General features: G+C 70.9%; 15 protein-coding genes and 2 pseudogenes. 10 read left to right on the forward strand and 7 right to left on the reverse strand.

Features of this window, described 5'->3' with window-relative positions; genetic code table 11:
• The 8 genes and pseudogenes from ACFSL4_RS24835 to ACFSL4_RS24870 all read left to right on the forward strand — a co-directional run.
• Positions 1-1,430: pseudogene (locus ACFSL4_RS24835) on the forward strand (nitrate- and nitrite sensing domain-containing protein); the annotation flags it as partial.
• A gap of 9 nt (positions 1,431-1,439) precedes the next feature.
• Positions 1,440-1,853, forward strand: coding sequence for a roadblock/LC7 domain-containing protein (locus ACFSL4_RS24840; RefSeq protein ID WP_030382516.1), 414 nt, complete (start codon positions 1,440-1,442; stop codon positions 1,851-1,853).
• A 111-nt stretch (positions 1,854-1,964) separates the two neighbouring features.
• Positions 1,965-2,363, forward strand: coding sequence for a DUF742 domain-containing protein (locus tag ACFSL4_RS24845; protein ID WP_381087049.1), 399 nt, complete (start codon positions 1,965-1,967; stop codon positions 2,361-2,363).
• Positions 2,344-2,919 (forward strand): GTP-binding protein, encoded by a 576-nt coding sequence (locus ACFSL4_RS24850; protein ID WP_381087052.1) that lies wholly within the window; start codon positions 2,344-2,346, stop codon positions 2,917-2,919. Before ACFSL4_RS24845 ends, ACFSL4_RS24850 begins: the two co-directional genes overlap by 20 nt.
• A 366-nt stretch (positions 2,920-3,285) precedes the next feature.
• Positions 3,286-6,573 carry a sensor histidine kinase gene (locus ACFSL4_RS24855; protein WP_381087055.1) on the forward strand — a complete coding sequence of 1,096 codons (3,288 nt, stop codon included), beginning with the start codon at positions 3,286-3,288 and terminating at the stop codon, positions 6,571-6,573.
• Between the two features lie 10 nt (positions 6,574-6,583).
• Positions 6,584-6,997 (forward strand): roadblock/LC7 domain-containing protein, encoded by a 414-nt coding sequence (locus ACFSL4_RS24860; protein WP_004983065.1) that lies wholly within the window; start codon positions 6,584-6,586, stop codon positions 6,995-6,997.
• 94 nt (positions 6,998-7,091) lie between these two features.
• A complete protein-coding gene (locus ACFSL4_RS24865; protein ID WP_381087058.1) occupies positions 7,092-7,655 on the forward strand; it encodes a DUF742 domain-containing protein in 564 nt (187 codons plus the stop codon).
• Entirely contained in the window at positions 7,636-8,217 is a 582-nt protein-coding gene (locus ACFSL4_RS24870) for a GTP-binding protein (RefSeq protein WP_121406158.1), read from the forward strand. The genes ACFSL4_RS24865 and ACFSL4_RS24870 overlap by 20 nt, the downstream gene beginning before the upstream one ends.
• A 152-nt stretch (positions 8,218-8,369) precedes the next feature.
• On the opposite strand, the gene ACFSL4_RS24875 is transcribed toward ACFSL4_RS24870, so the two are convergent.
• The 4 genes from ACFSL4_RS24875 to ACFSL4_RS24890 form a co-directional block, all read right to left on the reverse strand.
• On the reverse strand, positions 8,370-8,567 hold the full coding sequence (locus ACFSL4_RS24875) for an acyl-CoA carboxylase subunit epsilon (protein ID WP_381087061.1): 198 nt from the start codon (positions 8,565-8,567) through the stop codon (positions 8,370-8,372).
• 56 nt (positions 8,568-8,623) lie between these two features.
• On the reverse strand, positions 8,624-10,216 hold the full coding sequence (locus ACFSL4_RS24880) for an acyl-CoA carboxylase subunit beta (RefSeq protein WP_381087064.1): 1,593 nt from the start codon (positions 10,214-10,216) through the stop codon (positions 8,624-8,626).
• A gap of 406 nt (positions 10,217-10,622) precedes the next feature.
• Positions 10,623-10,835, reverse strand: a complete 213-nt coding sequence (locus tag ACFSL4_RS24885) for a hypothetical protein (protein ID WP_381087067.1) — start codon at positions 10,833-10,835, stop codon at positions 10,623-10,625.
• Positions 10,836-11,007: 172 nt separating this feature from the next.
• A complete protein-coding gene (locus tag ACFSL4_RS24890) occupies positions 11,008-11,286 on the reverse strand; it encodes a hypothetical protein (RefSeq protein ID WP_381087070.1) in 279 nt (92 codons plus the stop codon).
• Positions 11,287-11,492: 206 nt separating this feature from the next.
• Between ACFSL4_RS24890 and ACFSL4_RS24895 the strand changes: the two genes are divergently transcribed.
• Positions 11,493-12,095, forward strand: coding sequence for a YceI family protein (locus ACFSL4_RS24895; RefSeq protein ID WP_381087073.1), 603 nt, complete (start codon positions 11,493-11,495; stop codon positions 12,093-12,095).
• An 82-nt stretch (positions 12,096-12,177) separates the two neighbouring features.
• Here ACFSL4_RS24895 and ACFSL4_RS24900 read toward each other — a convergent pair.
• From ACFSL4_RS24900 to ACFSL4_RS24910, 3 genes and pseudogenes are all read right to left on the reverse strand, one after another.
• Positions 12,178-12,441: pseudogene (locus ACFSL4_RS24900) on the reverse strand (ATP-binding protein); the annotation flags it as partial.
• A 349-nt stretch (positions 12,442-12,790) separates the two neighbouring features.
• Positions 12,791-14,110 carry a hypothetical protein gene (locus ACFSL4_RS24905; protein WP_381087076.1) on the reverse strand — a complete coding sequence of 440 codons (1,320 nt, stop codon included), beginning with the start codon at positions 14,108-14,110 and terminating at the stop codon, positions 12,791-12,793.
• Between the two features lie 115 nt (positions 14,111-14,225).
• A complete protein-coding gene (locus tag ACFSL4_RS24910) occupies positions 14,226-17,252 on the reverse strand; it encodes a glycoside hydrolase family 3 protein (protein ID WP_381087079.1) in 3,027 nt (1,008 codons plus the stop codon).
• 250 nt (positions 17,253-17,502) lie between these two features.
• Here ACFSL4_RS24910 and ACFSL4_RS24915 point away from each other — a divergent pair, with 250 nt between their 5' ends.
• The gene (locus tag ACFSL4_RS24915; protein WP_381087082.1) at positions 17,503-19,371 is read left to right on the forward strand and encodes a lectin; all 1,869 of its coding nucleotides are present in this window, start codon (positions 17,503-17,505) and stop codon (positions 19,369-19,371) included.
• Positions 19,372-19,404: the final 33 nt, after the last annotated feature.

The following is a 19,404-nucleotide window of genomic DNA, read 5'->3' on the forward strand; positions in this document are numbered from 1 at the left end:
CGGGTGCGGGTACCGGCGCCTTCGGCCAGGGCGCGCCCGGCGCGCCGCAGGGACTGCAGTCGGCCCAGGCCTTCCAGGGGCCGGGCTCCCGCCAGGGCGGCTTCGGCGACGGCGGCTCGGGCATGCGCCCGGTCGGCTTCGGTGATGACGCGCCCGCGGCGGCACCGCAGCAGGGGACCCAGCAGCAGGCACCGCAGCAGCAGCCCAAGGGGCGCATCGGCCGCCGTCGGCCGCAGCTGCCCGGGCGCGGCGGTCCGCGTGCCGAGCTGCCCGGTGCCGGCCCGCAGCAGCAGCGCACGCCGAGCTGGAGCGACGAGAACGCGCAGCCGCCGGTGCCGCGCGCCTCGCTGGACGCTCCGCGCGGCCACGAGGAGCCGGACGCCCTGTCCGCGACCTCGCCGATGCCCCGCGTCGACGACCGCCAGGGACCCGGCTCGACCGCGGAGATCCCGCGCGTCGACGACCGCCAGGGGCCCGGCTCCACCGGCGGGTTCCACCGACCGGACTTCAACGCCCCGCGCCCCGGCGCGGCGGCGCCGAACAACGGAGGGCCGTTCGTCCGCTCGGACGTCTTCGGCGGCGCGGGCGGCGGAACGGGCCAGTTCCCGCCCGGCCGCGGTCAGGACACGGGTGGCTTCCCGGCACCCGGCCGTGCCCAGGACCCGTCTTCCACGGGACAGTTCGCCTCGCAGGGCTACGACAACTCCTCCACCGGCCAGTTCGCCGCCCCCGGCTACGACAACTCCTCCACCGGCCAGTTCGCCGCCCCGGGCTACGACGCCTCCTCGACGGGACAGTTCGCCGCCCCCGGCTACGACAACTCCTCCACGGGACAGTTCGCCTCGCAGGGGTACGGAGGCGGCCAGGACCCCGCCTCCACGGGCCAGTTCGAGCGCCCGCAGCCGGCCGGCGACGGCTACGGCGGCTACCGGCCGCCGGCCCAGCAGCAGCCCCCGCGCCGTCAGGAGTCCGAGGCCCTGCCGCCGGCGGGCCCCGGCGACGGGCGTACCCCGCTGTACGACACGCTGGAGACCAACTGGTTCCGCGGCGACCGGCGGCAGAACAACGGCTCCGCGGCGCCGTCGGCCCAGCAGCAGCCCTCCGGGGCGCCCCAGCGTCCGGCCTCCCCGCCTTCCCCGGCCTGGCGCAGCTCACCGAACGACGAGCTCGTCCGCCAGGCCGAGCGCGTACGGCAGCCCGCCGCCGGAGGCGTGACCACCTCCGGCCTGCCGCGCCGCGTCCCGCGCGCGAATCTCGTGCCGGGCACGGCCCAGCAGCAACAGCACCACAGTGGTCCGCAGGTCTCGCGTGCGCCCGACGACGTGCGCGGTCGGCTGACCAATCTCCGACGGGGCATCGCACAGGGTCGCCAGGCCGGTGGCCCCCAGACCGGCAGCTTCCCCAGCCCCTCTCACCAGCAGGAGCGTTAGTTGAGCCAGATGAGCCAGGCGGCACAGAATCTCAACTGGTTGATCACCAACTTCGTGGACAACACCCCCGGGGTGTCCCACACCGTCGTCGTGTCCGCCGACGGTCTCCTTCTGGCCATGTCGGAAGGCTTTCCACGCGACCGTGCCGACCAGCTCGCGGCGGTGGCCTCCGGGCTCACCTCGCTGACGGCCGGCGCCTCCCGGATCTTCGAGGGGGGCAACGTGGCACAGACCGTCGTCGAGATGGAACGTGGCTTCCTCTTCCTGATGTCCATCTCCGACGGATCCTCACTCGCCGTGCTCGCCCATCCCGAGTGCGACATCGGCCTCGTCGGCTACGAGATGGCCCTTCTGGTCGACCGCGCGGGAGCGGTGCTCACGCCCGACCTGCGCGCCGAACTCCAGGGCAGTCTCCTCCACTGATCGGCTCCGGTACCACCCACCTCACCAAATCACCGTCCGGCCGCCACAATCCCCCCACCGGCCCCGTCCGACGGCACGACTGACCGACTTGCTGTCCCGCCCGGAGGATTCATGACCCCGCCCACCGCCTCTCACGATCCGTACGCAGAGCCGTACGGGGACGAGGGCGACCAGCCGCTCGTACGTCCGTACGCGATGACGGGCGGCCGGACCCGGCCGCGCTACCAGCTCGCGATAGAGGCGCTGATCAGCACGACGGCCGATCCGGCCCAGCTGATGGGACTGCTCCCGGAGCACCAGCGGATCTGCCACCTGTGCCGCGAGGTGAAGTCGGTGGCGGAGGTGTCGGCGCTGCTGGGCATGCCGCTCGGCGTGGCACGGATCCTCGTCGCGGACCTCGCCGAGGCCGGACTTGTCGCGATCCACCAGCCGGGTGGCGACGAGAACAACGGCGGCGCGCCGGATGTGACACTGCTCGAAAGGGTGCTCAGTGGACTTCGCAAGCTCTGACGGAGGTCGGGCGACCACCTCCGCGAAGATCGTGGTGGCGGGCGGCTTCGGCGTGGGCAAGACCACGTTCGTCGGCGCCGTCTCGGAGATCAACCCGCTGCGCACGGAGGCCGTCATGACGTCTGCTTCGGCAGGCATCGACGACCTCACCCACACCGGGGACAAGACCACCACGACCGTGGCCATGGACTTCGGCCGCATCACCCTGGACCAGGACCTGATCCTGTACCTGTTCGGCACGCCCGGCCAGGACCGCTTCTGGTTCATGTGGGACGACCTGGTCCGCGGCGCGATCGGCGCAGTGGTACTCGTGGACACCCGGCGCCTGGCCGACTGCTTCCCCGCGGTCGACTACTTCGAGAACAGCGGCCTGCCCTTCGTCATCGCCCTCAACGGCTTCGACGGGCACCAGCCCTACGCGCCCGACGAGGTGCGCGAGGCACTCCAGATCGGCCCCGACACCCCGATCATCACCACCGACGCCCGCCACCGCGCCGACGCCAAGAGTGCGCTGATCACGCTGGTGGAGCACGCCCTCATGGCACGCCTGCGGTAGGGCAAGTCGGCGGAGCCATACGGAAGTTGTCGTAGATCCCGGGGAGCCGGCTGTGGCGTTTGACACGGTCGGCCCCGGTGTTCATAACGTTTCGACAGAGAAATCCGATGGTACCGCCACGCGTCGCGGTCGACCGGTGCCGCTGCGCTCACAAATGCCCCGCCTTTTGGCGGGGCTCGCTCTTTATGACCGATTTATCTGGGGCTTACATCGACGGAACCACCGCTTCCGAGTGTTTGGAATCGTGCAGGCTGACGTGCTGGAATGCCTGAACTGCCCAATCGTCAGAGACGTACTGGTCGGGGACAAGGCCCTGGAGACACCGCGGCACGACGTAGGTGCCGTCGCCGAGAGGTTGTTGGTCGAGTGAGGCGAAGCAAGAACGGTCCCGAGCCGTCGGCACGGGGCAACTTCACCCCGCCGCCGCGCGGAGCGGCACCGGCGCACGTGCCCGGCCCGGAGGCAACGGCTCTCCCGCCGGGCGGCGGCCGCTTCTCCCCGCGCAACTGGCGCGTGCCGACCAGACTGAACGCCATCCTGCTCATACCCGTGCTGGTCGGCCTGGTCATGGGCGGCTTCCAGGTGAAGAGCTCCATCGACACCTGGAAGCAGGCACGGGACGCGGAGAGCACCGCGCGTCTCGTGCAGGCGTCCCTGACCTACGCCGACCGGCTCTACCAGGAGCGCGACGCCTCCGCCGCCCCTCTGCTGTCCGGCAAGGGCGACAAGAACTCCATGGTCGTCCAGGTCCGCGCCGCCACCGACGAGGCCGCCAACGCCTTCGACCGGGCCGCGCAGAACATGCCGGACACCGCGAGCCTGCAGCGCCGCCTCGCCATCTTCCGCAAGGCCGAGACCAAGCTGCCGACGCTGCGCCAGGTCGCGTACACCTCCCGGCTGACCGGTGTGCAGACCGAGGAGGGCTATGTCGAGGTCGCCCACCCGCTGATGGAGTTCGCCAACGAGCTCGGACTCGGTACCAGCAACATCACCAGCTACGGCCGCACCGTCTACGCCATCTCGCTCACCAAGGCCGCGCTCTCCCTGGAGCGCTCGATCGGCATGCACATGCTGGTCAAGCCCGGCCCCGACGACACGAGCCTCGCCAAGCAGCGCGTCGCCCTCTCCTCGTACGCCTACCTCGAGGGCGTCGCCGTCGAGGAGTACCTCAGCGGTGGCACCCCGGAGGACGCCGCCAAGCTGGAGGCGGCCAAGAAGAAACTCAAGACCGACGGCGCCGCCGAGGCGGAGAAGGCCGCCGCGCGGGCGAAGGCCCAGGGCAAGACGTACGTGCCGCCGCCGTCCGACCCCACCAAGATGGTCACGGCCGTGGCCACGCTGCAGTCCACCGACGACGCCGCCCGCGCCGAGATCGCCCAGCAGGGCGTCACCCCGCAGAACTGGTGGGCGGTGAACACCCTCAAGTACGACGCCTACCGCACGATCGAGTCGGACATGGCGGACAAGGCCGTGGCGGAGGCGTCGAAGATCGCCGACGACGCCAAGCAGTCCGCGTTCGTCACCGGTGCCGCCGTCCTCGTCGCCCTGCTCGCCGCGTTCGTCCTGGCCGGCCTCATGGCCCGCCAGATGAGCCGCTCGATGCGCCGGCTGCGCAACGCCGCCTTCGGTATCGCCGAGCAGCGCCTGCCGATGCTGGTCGACCAGCTCTCGCGTACCGACCCCGGCCGCGTCGACACCCGTGTGGCACCCATCCCGATCTCCTCCACCGACGAGATCGGCGAGGTCGCCCGCGCCTTCGACCAGGTTCACCGCGAGGCTGTCCGGCTCGCCGCCGAGCAGGCCCTGCTGCGGGGCAACATCAACGCGATCTTCACCAACCTCTCGCGCCGCAACCAGTCGCTGATCGAGGGCCAGCTGACCCTGATCACCGACCTGGAGAACAACGAGGCCGACCCGGACCAGCTGGAGAACCTCTTCAGGCTGGACCACCTCGCGACCCGTATGCGCCGCAACGGCGAGAACCTCCTGATCCTCGCCGGCGAGGAGCCCGGCCGCCGCTGGGACCAGCCGGTCCCGCTGGTCGACGTGCTGCGCGCCGCCTCCTCCGAGGTGGAGCAGTACGAGCGCATCGAGCTGTCGGGCGTCCCGGAGGCCGACATCCACGGCCGCGCCGTGACCGACCTCGTGCACCTGCTGGCCGAGCTGCTGGAGAACGCCACCACGTTCTCCTCCCCGCAGACAAAGGTCCGTGTGACCGCCACTCGGCTGCCCGACGGCCGGATCATGATCGAGATCCATGACAAGGGCATCGGCCTGACGGCCGAGGACTTCGCGGACATCAACCACAAGCTGGCCAATCCGCCGACCGTCGACGTCGCGATCTCGCAGCGCATGGGCCTGTTCGTGGTCGGCCGGCTGGCCGACCGGCACGGCATCCGGGTCCAGCTGCGCCCCTCCGGCGAGCAGGCCGGCACCACCTCGCTGGTCATGCTGCCCGACGCCATCACCCACGGCGGTGGCGGCGAGCAGTCGCCGGAGCGCGACGACTTCACCGTCTCGCAGATCATCCCGGAGCAGCAGCCGTTCCAGGGGGAGAGCTTCGAGGAACCGTCGGCTCTGACGGCGGCGGACTTCGGCTTCGACGACAGCCGCTATGCCGACGTCCCGGACGACATACGGGAGTTGGACCCCGTCGGCCGCTCGCTGATGCGTGAGGGCCGCCGTGCGGCCCTGGAGGCCCAGACCCAGGAACAGGACCACAGCCGGCCGGAGGAGGAGGCCCAGGAGCCCGCCGCCGCGTCGTACCAGGACGAGTTCCAGGCGCAGCAGCCCGCCTTCGACAACGGTCAGGGTGCCTACGACGGCGGACAGCCCGTCTACGACAACGGACAGGTCGCCTACGACAACGGGCAGAGCCCGTACGAGGAGCAGCAGGCGTCGTACGACCAGCAGACGGCGTACGGGGAACCGCAGCAGCCGGCTTACGAGGAGACGTACCTCCCGTCGGGCGGCGGTCTGCCGCAAGGCGACGGCTTCCCGTCCGGCGGCTACCCGGAGTCCGGCTATGCGGAGCCCGCGCAGGACAACCGCGCCGCGGCCCAGGCCACCGCCTCGGAGACGTTCCCTGCCTTCGACGAACAGCCTTACCAGGGGGACTGGCCCCAGCAGGACGGCTACCAGAACCCCTACCACTCCGAGTACGCTCCCGAAGCGGAATCCGTGCAGGCCGCTGACGTGGAACAGGGGGACCGCGTAGGCTTCGACCGTCCGGGACCGGCCCCGTCCGCCGTCCACGAGCTGACGGACGCCGGACTGCCCCGCCGCGGCACCTCCGCGAAGGACGCCACCGGCCGGCCGCAGGCCGTGGCCCCGGACGCGCCGGCGGCCACGGAGACGGGCGACGACTGGCGCTCCGCCAACGACCAGCGGTGGCAGCAGGCGTCGCAGCTCCGGAAGCCCAAGGCAGGCGGGGTCACCTCCTCCGGTCTGCCTCGGCGGGTCCCCAAGGCGAACCTGATGGAGGGCGCCGCGGAGACCACCCCGCAGGGAGGCCCACAGGTCTCCCGTGCCCCGGAGGACGTCCGGGGCCGGCTGAGCAACCTGCGTCAAGGCGTCCAACGCGGACGCAGCGCAGGCAGTGAATCGAACGGCCAGGGCTTCGGTCCTGACAGCACCTACAACCAGGAGCGTTAGTGTGAGCCCGATGAGCCAGGCGGCACAGAACCTGAACTGGTTGATCACCAACTTCGTGGACAACACCCCGGGGGTGTCCCACACGGTGGTGGTCTCCGCCGACGGACTCCTTCTGGCGATGTCCGAAGGCTTTCCGCGCGACCGCGCCGACCAGCTGGCGGCCGTCGCGTCCGGTCTGACCTCACTGACCGCGGGTGCGTCCCGCATCTTCGAGGGCGGCAGTGTGAATCAGACGGTTGTGGAGATGGAGCGGGGATTCCTCTTCATCATGTCCATCTCCGACGGTTCATCGCTCGCGGTTCTCGCACACCCCGAGGCGGACATCGGCCTCATTGGGTACGAGATGGCCCTCCTGGTGGACCGTGCCGGTACGGTCCTGACCCCCGACCTCCGGGCGGAACTCCAAGGGAGCCTTCTCAACTAGAAGACGGACGGTGCAGGCCCGCGTTCCGGGGTCGTAAGGTTTCGGGACGCGGCGTCCAGCGATGGTGCCCGGCACAGTCGGAGGAGGAGAGAACATGGCGACACCCCCAGGCGGTTCGTCTGCCGGTAACTGGTCCTATGGCCCTGACCAGGGTGAGCAGAACCGGTACAACTTCCCCTCCGTACCCGGCCACCGGCGTCAGCCCCAGGGCCCTCAGGGTCCCGGTGCGTCCCCCTACGACCAGCCGCCGGCGCCGCGCATCCAGCCCGTGCAGCCGCAGCGCCACGCTCCCGAGCCGGCGCCCGCGGGGTCGTCGCACAACCCTCTGGTGCGTCCGTACGCCATGACGGGCGGCCGCACCAGGCCGCGCTACCAGCTCGCCATCGAGGCGCTGGTGCACACCACCGCGCAGCCGCACCAGATGCAGGGCCAGTTGCCCGAGCATCAGCGGATCTGCCATCTGTGCCGGGAAATCAAGTCGGTGGCCGAGATCTCGGCGCTCCTGACGATCCCTCTCGGCGTGGCCAGGATCCTCGTCGCCGACTTGGCGGAGGCGGGCCTGGTCGCCATCCATCAGCCCGGCGGCGACGAGAACGCCGGCGGCCAGCCAGACGTGACACTGCTCGAAAGGGTGCTCAGTGGACTTCGCAAGCTCTAGCGGCGGTCCTTCCCGCTCCACCACCTCCGCGAAGATCGTGGTGGCGGGCGGCTTCGGCGTGGGCAAGACCACGTTCGTCGGCGCCGTCTCGGAGATCAACCCGCTGCGCACGGAGGCCGTCATGACGTCTGCTTCGGCAGGCATCGACGACCTCACCCACACCGGGGACAAGACCACCACGACCGTGGCCATGGACTTCGGCCGCATCACCCTGGACCAGGACCTGATCCTGTACCTGTTCGGCACGCCCGGCCAGGACCGCTTCTGGTTCATGTGGGACGACCTGGTCCGCGGCGCGATCGGCGCAGTGGTACTCGTGGACACCCGGCGCCTGGCCGACTGCTTCCCCGCGGTCGACTACTTCGAAAACAGCGGCCTGCCCTTCGTCATCGCCCTCAACGGCTTCGACGGCAACCAGCCCTACGGCCCCGACGAGGTGCGCGAGGCACTCCAGATCGGCCCCGACACCCCGATCATCACCACCGACGCCCGCCACCGCGCCGACGCCAAGTCCACGCTCATCACGCTGGTGGAGCACGCGCTGATGGCCCGGCTCCGTTAGGCGCCGGCCGCCGCTCGCCCGGTACCCCGCGTCCCCGTCACGGGGCGCGGGGTTCTTCTTTCGCCGGGGCCGCCGCTCTCCCCGTGCGTGCGCACCACGAAGGGCCCCTCTTCGGCAGAGGGGCCCTTCGGCGAACGGGGGTGCGGCGCGCCCTAGCCGTGCCAGCTGTGCGGTGCCCGGAAACCGGGTTCGCGCTCCAGGCGACGCCAGCCGGCCTTCGGGCGGCCCCGGTGGGGGTGGGCGGTGGCGGGCGACTGGGCCGCCGCGCGGGCCAGGAGGATGGCCGTGATGGCGGCCACTTCCTCGGGCTCGGCGTGGCCCTTCTCGACGCGGATGTCAGGGGTGCTCATGGGATCAGTCTCCGTGAGAGAGGGGTCCGCGGGGTTGCCGCGGCGGGTCCGCTCGGTTACTGCGGGGGGTTGCCGTGCTTGCGGGAGGGCAGGTCCGCATGCTTGGACTGCAGCATCGCAAGTGACTTGATCAGGACCTCACGGGTCTCCGCGGGATCGATGACGTCGTCGACCAGGCCGCGCTCGGCCGCGTAGTAGGGGTGCATCAGCTCGGACTTGTATTCCTTGACCATCTTCTGCCGCATGGCCTCGGGGTCCTCCGCCTGGGCGATCTGACGGCGGAAGATGACGTTGGCGGCGCCCTCCGCGCCCATCACGGCGATCTCGTTGGTCGGCCAGGCGTAGGTGAGGTCGGCCCCGATGGACTGGCTGTCCATCACGATGTACGCGCCGCCGTACGCCTTGCGCAGGATCAGGGAGATCCGCGGCACCGTCGCGTTGCAGTACGCGTACAGCAGCTTCGCGCCGTGCCTGATGATCCCGCCGTGCTCCTGGTCGACACCGGGAAGGAACCCCGGCACATCCAGGAAGGTCACCAGCGGGATATTAAAAGCGTCACACATCTGAACAAAGCGCGCAGCTTTTTCCGACGCCTCGATGTCCAGGACCCCCGCGAGGGTCTGCGGCTGGTTGGCGATGATGCCCACCACCTGCCCGTCCAGACGGGCCAGGGCGCAGATGATGTTGCGGGCCCAGCGTTCGTGGACCTCCAGGTACTCGCCGTCGTCGACGATCTCCTCGATGACCTTGGCCATGTCGTAGGGCCGGTTGCCATCGGCCGGAACCAGGTCCAGCAGGGCCTCGCCGCGGCGGTCCACCGGGTCCGTGCACTCCACCCGCGGCGGGTTCTCCCGGTTGTTCTGCGGCAGCAGCGACAGCAGGTAGCGCACATCGGCGATGCACGTCTCCTCGTCGTCGTACGCGAAGTGGCACACGCCGCTGGTCTCCGCGTGGACGTCCGCGCCACCCAGGCCGTTCTGCGTGATCTCCTCACCGGTGACGGCCTTGACCACGTCCGGCCCGGTGATGAACATCTGCGACGTCTGACGGACCATGAACACGAAGTCCGTCAGCGCCGGGCTGTAGGCCGCTCCCCCCGCGCACGGACCGAGCATGACGCTGATCTGCGGGATGACGCCCGAGGCCCTGGTGTTGCGCTGGAAGATGCCCCCGTATCCGGCCAGCGCGCACACGCCCTCCTGGATGCGGGCCCCCGCGCCGTCGTTCAGCGACACCAGCGGCGCTCCGGCCGCGATGGCCATGTCCATGATCTTGTGGATCTTCGTGGCGTGGGCCTCGCCCAGCGCGCCGCCGAAAATACGGAAGTCATGGGCGTAGACGAAGACCGTACGGCCCTCCACCGTGCCCCATCCGGTGATCACCCCGTCGGTGTACGGCTTCTTGGCCTCCAGGCCGAACCCCGTCGCCCGGTGCCGGCGCAGCTGCTCGACCTCCTGGAACGACCCCGCATCCAGCAGCAGCTCGATGCGCTCCCGGGCGGTCAGCTTCCCCTTGGCGTGCTGCGCCTCGGTCGCCTTCTCGCCCGGACCCGCCAACGCCCGCGCACGGATCTCGTGCAGTTCGGCGACCCGTCCGCGCGCGTCCGTGGGCTCGCTCCCGGAATCTACAGCCTCGTCCAAAACGGTCATGTAGCGACCTTACGAAGTCCAACGAGGAAAGCGGGCCGTCGACTCCGTACAGTCTCCGGGCCGTTTTCCTGGTGCCACTGAACAGAATCCTGTCCCGTAGCAGCCCATCTGACTGCTCAAGGGGGCTGGGGATTGTAGGTGCCTGACAAAGTGGCCAGGTGAGAGCCACCCCACATTGACGGGTCGCACATGCCATCCCTGGGGTGACACGGAACCCCGAACGGCCGCCCCACGACACGACGTCGACGGTCGGGTCGGGGTGGAGGACGGCCCCCGCCGGGCGGTCCCAGACGATCTCCAGGCACTCCCCCGTTCGGAGCGGCTCGCTCACGCAGATCGTCGCCGTGCGCCGCCGGCGGCGCACGGGCACGCCTGCCCCCGTCGATGCCGTCAGCCCGTCAGCCCGTCAGCCCGTCAGCCCGTCAACCGTACCGGCCACCCGGAAGTTGACCGCCGTCAGGCCCAGGGAGGGCGCGCGGACCGCCTGGCGCCGGGCGTCGTCGGCCGGCACCGCGCACCACCGGTGGTCGGCGGCACGGGCGGCGACCTGCCGGCGCGACTCCACGCCCTTCAGGTGCCGGCCGACGGCCGCGTACGTGCCGTCGGTGGTGCCGCCCACCCACCGCACGTCCGGCTTCGGCTCGCCCCACTCGCCGCCCGCCCGGTCGGCGAGTGACTGCGGCGGACATGCCCTCGTCGCCGGTCGAGCCGGTGCCGTCCTGGACGTAGGCGCGGGTCATCGTCCACAGCCGGTCGAGACTCTGGGTGATACCGGCGGGCGGGGCGGAGGGTCACTGCGGCCGCAGCGAGCCGGGCGCCGCGGTCATGGTCGCGCGAAAGCCGCGGGCGAGGCCGCCGGTGCGGGCGAGGCGGGCGGCGCAGGGCTCGGCGGCCGGGTCGTAGCCTGCGCCCAGGGCCAGGGTGGGCCAGCGGCGGCGCAGGGTGTCGAACTCGTCGATGGTGGACGGGACTTCGCCGACCGGGGCGAGGACGAGGACAGGGACGGGGACGACTCCGGCAGCGGTCGCCGAGAGGGTCGCGGCGAGGAACGTACGGCGGTCGGACGCCATGGGCGAACCTCGCTTTCCGCGAGGCGGCCGCGCCGAGGCCACACCGGCTACGCACTGCAATGGAGCCGACACTCTATGGATGATGTTGAAACTTGAATGGAATAGGGCTACGGTCACTCCCGTTCACCTCGTTGAACGTTAAACAGTTGTGCGGCCTCCGGCGGCTCCCGCCGCAGTCCGCGCACCCGTCCTCCAAGGAGCACCCCATGGGCATCTTCGGCCGCAAGACCGACACCGACACCGCCGCGGCCACCGGCGTGAGCCCCGGCCTCGCCGAGCTGACCGGCGACTACACGCTGGACCCCGCGCACACCACCATCGGCTTCGTGGCCCGCCACGCGATGGTCACCAACGTCAAGGGCAGCTTCCAGACCTTCGAGGGCACGCTGCACCTGGACGGCTCCGACCCCTCGAAGTCGACCGCCTCGATCGACGTCACGATGGACAGCATCGACACCGGGAACTCCGACCGCGACGGGCACCTCAAGAGCGCGGACTTCTTCAAGACGGACGAGTTCCCCACCATGACCTTCCGCTCGACCGAGGCCGAGGCCCTGGGCGGCGACGACTACCGCATCACCGGCGACCTGAGCATCCTCGGCGTCACCAAACCGCTCACCATCGACCTGGAGTTCAACGGCGCCGCGAAGGACCCCTTCGGCAACGAGCGCGTCGGCTTCGAGGGCAAGGCGGAGATCCTGCGCTCAGCCTGGGGCCTGACCTGGAACGCGGCACTGGAGACGGGCGGCGTGCTGGTCTCCGACAAGATCAAGCTGGTGTTCGACGTCTCGGCGGTCAAAAAGGCGTGACCCCGGCCCCGGGGAGGGCGCCGGTGCGCCGGGAGTCACCGGCTTCCCCGCACGTCGAACTCTCACCACACGGCCTTGCCGGGGTCCCGCCGTCGTGCACCTCGACGCGCAGGACCCCGTCGCCGTACAGGCGCAGATACAGGGCGAAGCCCCGGCCCGGCGGGACGCCATGGAGCAGCGCGTTGGTGGCCAGTTCGCTCGCACAGAGCAGTACGTCCTCGGGGTGGGGGCCGGCGGCCCAGTCGGCGAGGGCGTTGCGCGTGAACTCACGGGCGAGACGGATCGACCTGCGGTCCCGGCGGTAGAACGCCTCGCGGGTGCGGGGGTGTTGGGGTTGTGCCTTCACGAGGCGACTGTCACACCGCACGCTTGCCTCGACGGCCCCATGGTGCTGCTGGAGACGCCCTGGCACGAGGCCGCCTCCTCCGCCCGCCGGGTCGGCCCAGTGGTCGATCTGCATCCGCTCGGAGTGCTGCCGGGCCGCGCCCTCCTTGAGCTGCTCCCACTCGTCCCACACCATCAGCGCTTTCCTCCTCCTGCCTGTGGTGGCGATGCGGCGTGTGCCGTGTCGAACCGTGCCGCTGCGGAGGCCGCCCCATGGGGGCGGCTCAGGGAGCACATGAGTGCGGGTCCTCAACTCCCGCCCCTGGTACCCGCGTCGGCCGGTGCACTGAGGCTGGAGTCGCGCGGCGGGGTCAGAACCCGCCGCCGAAGTCCCCTCCCCCGCCGTCCCCGAAGCCGCCGCCGAAGTCCCCGGGGTCGAAGTCGGCGCCCGACACGTCCCCGCCCTCGTGACCGCCGAAGTCGCCGTAGCCCGCGCCGTAGCCGGCCGCGTACGACGGGGTGGCCATCATGCTGCCGAGCAGCGTGCCGACCAGCAGGCCGGGCAGGATGCCGCCGCCGAAGTAGCCGCCCGCCCAGGGGCCGTAGGCGGGGCCCGCCTCCCAGTACGGGCGGCGGCCGTGGTCCGTGTCCACCTCGCGGACCAGCGGGTCGCGGCCGTCGGCCAGCCGGGCCCGGTCCGCCGCGCACACCGGGACCTCGCGCGGGGTGCCGCCCGCGGGCGTCCAGGTCGCGTCGGCGACGGACGGGCCGTGGCGCGGGTCGAAGAAGCAGGGCGGCCTGCGCTCGGGCAGCGGCCGGTGCTCGCGGCGGGCGGCGAGCAGGGCCAGCGAGAAGCGTCCGTCCTCCAGGGCCTGGGTCACCGCCTTGACGTCCTCGGGGCGCCGGGCGGCCGCCATGGACGACTTCGCCTGTTCGTACGCGTCCAGCGCCCGCTCGTAGTCCGCGCGCATCGCCTCGTCCGCGCCCGGTTCCGCGGGGTGGAAGTCGAGGCGGTCCAGTTCCTCACCGAAGGCGGTGATGTCCTCGTCGACCACGACCCGCAGCCTCTCCAGCGCGGCCCGCTGCTCCTCCTCCCGCCGGCGCCGGCCCCGTCGTACGAGCGCGAAGGTGCCCACGCCTGCGGCCAGCAGCACCGCGCCGGCCGTGATCAGCCCGGTGTACGAGACGCCGCCCGAGGTGCCCCAGGTGGACGGGGCGTGGCCGCCGACATCGGCCAGGGCGCGGTCGGTGAAGTCGTTCAACTGGGCGGTGGCGCTCTCCCCCTGAACGCTGGAGACCAGGTTCCGGACGGCGGTGCGGGGCATGACCGAGGAGTCGGCCCTGGCGTCGAAGCGGTCGCCGAGGCGGATCGCGTACAGGCCGGTGATGCCGGTGGCCGTGCGCAGATCGGAGAAGAGGTTCCGGGTCGGGTAGCCGGCGGGCAGGACCGTGATGAAGACCGGCTTGCCGGCGTCCTTGATCTTCTTCGCGAGGGCGTCGGCGTCCCGCGCGGACACCTGCCCGGAGGCGGCCGGATCGACGTACACGGGATCCTTGCGCAGCGCCTCGGCGATCACCGAGACGTCCGTGACCGCGTGGGCGCGGGGCGCGCCCACGGACAGCACCGTCAGGGCCGCCGTGACCAGGGCGATCAGCGGAACGGCGATTCCTCGGACCAGCACGGCCTTCATACGTCGAAACTACCCGAAACTATGTGAAACCGGCCATCACGCCTGATATACGTACATTCGGCGGGTGGTGCGTATCGTGCGCACGCACCACCCGCCGGGATCGGCCCCCGGAGCGTCACGCCGCCCGGTATGCCTCCGTCAGCTTCGCCACCGCCGCCGCGTACCTCCCCGTCAGCAGCAGATGGTCCGCGTCCGCGAACGGTCCCGCGAACGCCTCCGTCATGGCGGAGCCCGCCTTCCGCTGGACGATCAGCCGGGCCCGGGTCACGATCGCCCGCCCCGCGCGTGCCGATCCCGTCCGCTCGGCCGCGGCGGCCGCGCGCGCGAGTGCCTTGAGCGTCGCCGTGCCGCCCTGCGGGACCCCGGTGAGCGTGGTGAGGCCCCAGCCGTAAGGGAACTGAGGGTCGTAGGAGGCGTCGCCGACGTTGATCGGCAGCTGGTCCTGCGACCTGGGCCAGGTGACGGGGAGCTGGCCGGTGAAGGGACGCCTGCCGTACAGGACGTCCGCCACGCCGTCGCCCTCGGTGCCCGGCAGCCAGGAGGCCACGAGCGCGTCGATGCCGCCGAGCCGGTCGCCGATGAGCTGCGGGCGCCCGGAGACGATCAGCACGGCGCACCGCATGGCGCCGCACACCCGGTCCACGGCGGCCTTGTCGGCGGCGGACAGCTCCAGGTCGTTGCCGTTGCCGACGTCGCCGACGCCCTCGGCGTACGGGGTCTCCCCGACGACGACCACCCCGACGTCGTAGCCGTCCAGCGGCGCCGAGGCGTCCTTGGAGTAGGTGATCGTCGCGTCCGGGGCCGCCTTGCGCATGCCCTGGAGGACGGTCGTGCCCTGGGTGTGGGTGCCGGAGGCGCCCTGCCAGGTGATGGTCCAGCCGCCGGTCTGGTTGCCGAGGTCGTCGGCGTTGGACCCCGCGACGTACACCTTCTGGTCCTTCTTCAGCGGCAGCACGCCGTGCGCGTTCTTCAGCAGCACCTGGGACTCGGCGGCCGCCCGGCGGGCCACGGCCCGGTGCGCCGGGGAGCCGATCCGCGCGGCCCCGCTCGTGTCGGCGTAGGGGTGCTCGAAGAGTCCCAGCCGGAACTTCTGCGTGAGGATGCGGGAGACGGCGTCGTCGATCCGCCGCTCGCTGATGCGGCCCGCCTTCACCTCGTCGGTCAGGGTCGTCAGGAAGTCCTTGTACGCGTACGGGACCATGATCATGTCGAGGCCCGCGCCGACGGACGTGCGGACGTCGCTCGCGTAGTCGCCCGGGAGCTGGTCGATGGCCGCCCAGTCGCTGATGACGAAGCCGTCGAAGCCCATGCGGCCCTTGAGCACGCCGTTGATCATGTCGGCGCGGGCGTGCATCTTCACCGGGCCCCGGCCGTCGCCGAGGACGTCGAGGGACGAGTACGACGGCATGACCGAGCCGATGCCGCGGTCGACGGCCGTCCGGTAGGGCGCCAGGTGGACGGCCTCCAACTGCTGCCGGGTCACCTTGGTGACGCCCTGGTCGATGGTGTACGAGCCGGTGGTGGAGGAGCCGTACTCCGTTCCGCCGTCGCCGACGAAGTGCTTGGCGGTGGCGAGGACCTTGTCGTCGCGGCTCAGGTCCTTGCCGTTCGCGCGCCCCTGGAGGCCCTGGATGATCGTCTCCATCGACTCCACGAGGGCCGGGTCCTCGCCGAAGGACTCGTAGCTGCGGCCCCAGCGCTCGTCCCGCGAGACGCACAGGCAGGGTGCGAAGTCCCAGGGGACACCGGTGGCGCGGACCTCACTGGCCGTCACCTCTCCGGTCTGCTCGGCGAGCCGGGGATCCCTCGTGGCCCCGATGCCGATGTTGTGCGGCATGATCGTGGCGCCGGCGAGGTTGTTGTGGCCGTGGACCGCGTCGACGCCGTAGATCAGCGGGATCTGGAAGCGGGTCGCCCGCGTCCTCAGCTGGAACGAGTCGACCATCTTCGCCCATGCCTCGGGGGTGTTGGGCGTCGGGGTCGAACCGCCGCCGGACAGGAGCGAGCCGAGGCCGTAGGCCGCGATGTCGCCCTGTGAGGTGAGGGCGGCGCGCTCGGCCTGGGTCATCTGGCCGGCCTTCTCCTCCAGGGACATGCGGGACAGGAGGTCGGCGACGCGCTTGCGCACCGGAAGCCTGCTGTCGAGGTACGGCAGTCCGTGGGCGTCGATGACGGCCTGTGGGATCTCGGCGGGGGCCTTGGCGCCGGTGACGGTCAGCTTCAGCGGGACCGTCTCGGCGGGTTCGGCGGCCTTGTCCCGCAGGGTGGGAACCTCGACGGTGTGGGTGGTCCCGGAGGCCGTACCTGCCGGGAAGGTGAGGGTTCCGTCGACGGGGGTGTAGTCCGTGCCCGGCTCCGCGGTGCCGCCGGCCGTGGCGTAGGTGACGGTGACCGGCTCGTCGAGGGGGACGTTGCCGGTGGTGGCGACGGTGACCTTCACCTGCGCCGTGCCGCCCTCCTCCACCGGGTAGACGGCGGAGTCCGTGGTGACCGAGGCCCGCAGGGACTGGTCGGCCCTCCCGTACAGCTCGACGTCGTCCATGGCGAAGCGGCCCTTGACGCCGACGGGCAGGGTGACGGCATAGCCCCACATCTCCGTGAGGCCGAGGACGTGGTCGATGCCGCCGACGGGCTGGTAGTCCGTGCGATACGTGAAGTCGGTGAAGGGGATCTCGATCTGTTTCCAGCCGGTGAAGTCGTCGGTGAAGGAGGTCGTCCACAGCTCCGACGCCTCACCGTTCGCGCCGCCGTCCTTGATCTCGAAGGCGATCTCCTTGCCGTTGTCCTGGCCGTCCCACCACAAGCGGATGCCCTTGTGGGCGGACCAGTCGTGGGCGGGCCGGTCGGCCGCGAAGTCGTGGGTGAAGCCGCCGTAGCCGCTGATGTCGTAGCTGCCGCTGAGGACCTTGGCGCCCTCGGGGGCGTCCGCGCGGTCGGCGAGCTGCAGCGCGGGCGGGTCGTCAGCGTCTCCGCCCCAGGTGAAGATGCCCTCGGCGGGCTGGCCGGCGAAGGGCACCTCTCCCTCGAAGCGGTCGACCGGGGCGGGGGGCGGGTCGTCGGCACCGGACGCGGTGGCGGCGGTGGTGAGCGGGAGCAGGGCGGTGAGCAGGGCGGCGGAGGCGAGCAGGGCGGTTCTTCGCATGGGCCTTCCCTTTGGCTGTCGTGGTCCACATGCTTGACTTACGACTTAGATCACGGCGTGAGTTAACTGGGGGCCCTCGAAGCCGTCAAGACTTCACGTCAGAACAGGTACAGAGTCAAGTTCCGGCAGGAACGGGACTGTTGTCCCTTCGGAAGCTGAACGCGCACCCTCTTGACGCCGTGTCGGTGCCGTCATTCACTCACGCACCTCGCACGCCTCCCGACCCCCACCCCCAGAAGGGCGGCGCACCATGAAAAGGCCCCTCCGCGCGGTCCGTGCGCTCCTCGCCGGACTGCTGACCACCGCCGGGCTCACCGCCGCAGGCAGCCTGCCCGCGCACGCCGCCGGCGAGCAGATCACCGCCTGGCTGACCACGACCGACGACGCCGGCGGGCGCCATGTCGTGCGCGGTCTCCAGGCTCAGGCCCCGTTCGCCTTCCAGCCGGGAACCGGCGGCGACGGCGAGTACATCACGGTCGACGAGAACACCCGGTACCAGACCTTCACCGGCGGCGGGGCGTCCTTCACGGACACCGCGGCCTGGCTGATGAACGGCAGCGGGGCGCTCTCGCAGGCGACCCGGGACGCGACCATGCGGAAACTGTTCTCGCCGGCGGACGGGATCGGGCTGTCGTTCCTGCGCAACCCGATGGGCGCCTCCGACCTGGCGCGGTACGGCTACACGTACGACGACGTGCCGGCCGGGCAGAGCGACCCGGGCCTGACGCGGTTCTCGATCGGGCACGATCTGGCGGACGTGGTGCCGCTGACGCGGCAGGCACTCCAGCTCAACCCCTCGCTCACAGTGATGGCCACGCCCTGGACGGCGCCGGCCTGGATGAAGGACAGCGGACAGCTGAACGGGGGCTGGCTGAAGGCGGAGGACTACGGTGCCTACGCGTCGTACTTCGTGAAGTACCTCCAGGCGTACCGGGACCAGGGCATCCCGGTTGCCTACGTCACGGCCCAGAACGAGCCGACGTGCTGCTCGGGCTATCCGTCCATGAGCTGGAACGCCTCCGGGCTCGCGTACTTCACCAAGAACGAACTGCTGCCGAAGCTGCAGACGGCGGGCCTGGCGACGAAGGTGCTGGCGCACGACTGGAACTGGGACACCTACGACTCCTACGCGGCGCAGACGGTAGACGACGCGGCGATCCGTTCGCACCCGAACTTCGGCGGGATCGCCTGGCACGGCTACGGCGGCGACGTGACGAAGCAGTCGGCCGTGCACGACCGGTACCCGGTGCTGGACGCGTTCGGCACGGAGCACTCGGGCGGCACCTGGATCGCGAACCAGCAGCGCGAGGACATGATCGACATCGTCGACTACACGCGGAACTGGGCGAAGTCGGTGACGAAGTGGTCGCTGGCGGTGGACCAGGACATGGGCCCGCACAACGGCGGGTGCGGCACCTGCACCGGACTGATCACCGTCCACAACGGGGACGGGGCCGGCGGGACGGTCGACTACACGATCGAGTACTACACGATGGGCCATCTGACGAAGTTCGTCCGGCCGGGCGCGCAGCGCATCGCGTCGACCGCGAGTTCGGCGGTGCCGAACGTGGCGTGGCGCAATCCCGACGGTTCGAAGGCCCTGATCGCCTACAACGACGCGTCATCGGCGAAGACGGTGACGATCGGCTGGGGCGGGCAGCACGCGACGTACACGCTGCCCGGTAAGACGTCGGCGACGTTCACATGGTCGGGCACGCAGTCGGGCGGCGGTGACCGGTCGGGGGCGTTCATGGGTCTCGCGGACAAGTGCCTGGACGTGGCCGGGGCGTCGAGCGCGAACGGGACGGCGGTGCAGCTGTACGACTGCAACGGCACGGACGCCCAGCGGTGGACGGTGAAGGCCGACGGGTCGGTCCAGGCGCTCGGGAAGTGCCTGGACGTTTCGGGGGGTTCGACGGCGGACGGGGCGAAGGTGCAGCTGTACGACTGCAACGGGACGGAGGCACAGCGGTGGTCGTACAGCACTTCGACCGGTGACGTGGTCGACCTCGCGGCGGACAAGTGCCTCGATGTGACGGACGGGTCGTCGGCGAACGGGGCGCGGGCGCAGATCTGGTCGTGCACGGGGGCGGCCAACCAGAAGTGGCGGCTGCAGTAGTCCGTCGCCGGGGGCCGGGTCGCGGGGGCGGTG

Origin of the sequence: Streptomyces caeni, from assembly GCF_042678285.1 — a bacterium.
GTDB lineage: Bacteria > Actinomycetota > Actinomycetes > Streptomycetales > Streptomycetaceae > Streptomyces > Streptomyces caeni.

Coding starts and splice junctions, on each gene's coding strand:
- ACFSL4_RS24840 (WP_030382516.1), top strand. CDS start 1,440: ATGAGCCAGGCGGCACAGAATCTCAACTGGTTGATCACCAACTTCGTG.
- ACFSL4_RS24845 (WP_381087049.1), top strand. CDS start 1,965: ATGACCCCGCCCACCGCCTCTCACGATCCGTACGCAGAGCCGTACGGG.
- ACFSL4_RS24860 (WP_004983065.1), top strand. CDS start 6,584: ATGAGCCAGGCGGCACAGAACCTGAACTGGTTGATCACCAACTTCGTG.
- ACFSL4_RS24865 (WP_381087058.1), top strand. CDS start 7,092: ATGGCGACACCCCCAGGCGGTTCGTCTGCCGGTAACTGGTCCTATGGC.
- ACFSL4_RS24875 (WP_381087061.1), bottom strand. CDS start 8,567: ATGAGCACCCCTGACATCCGCGTCGAGAAGGGCCACGCCGAGCCCGAG.
- ACFSL4_RS24880 (WP_381087064.1), bottom strand. CDS start 10,216: ATGACCGTTTTGGACGAGGCTGTAGATTCCGGGAGCGAGCCCACGGAC.
- ACFSL4_RS24890 (WP_381087070.1), bottom strand. CDS start 11,286: ATGGCGTCCGACCGCCGTACGTTCCTCGCCGCGACCCTCTCGGCGACC.
- ACFSL4_RS24895 (WP_381087073.1), top strand. CDS start 11,493: ATGGGCATCTTCGGCCGCAAGACCGACACCGACACCGCCGCGGCCACC.
- ACFSL4_RS24905 (WP_381087076.1), bottom strand. CDS start 14,110: ATGAAGGCCGTGCTGGTCCGAGGAATCGCCGTTCCGCTGATCGCCCTG.
- ACFSL4_RS24910 (WP_381087079.1), bottom strand. CDS start 17,252: ATGCGAAGAACCGCCCTGCTCGCCTCCGCCGCCCTGCTCACCGCCCTG.
- ACFSL4_RS24915 (WP_381087082.1), top strand. CDS start 17,503: ATGAAAAGGCCCCTCCGCGCGGTCCGTGCGCTCCTCGCCGGACTGCTG.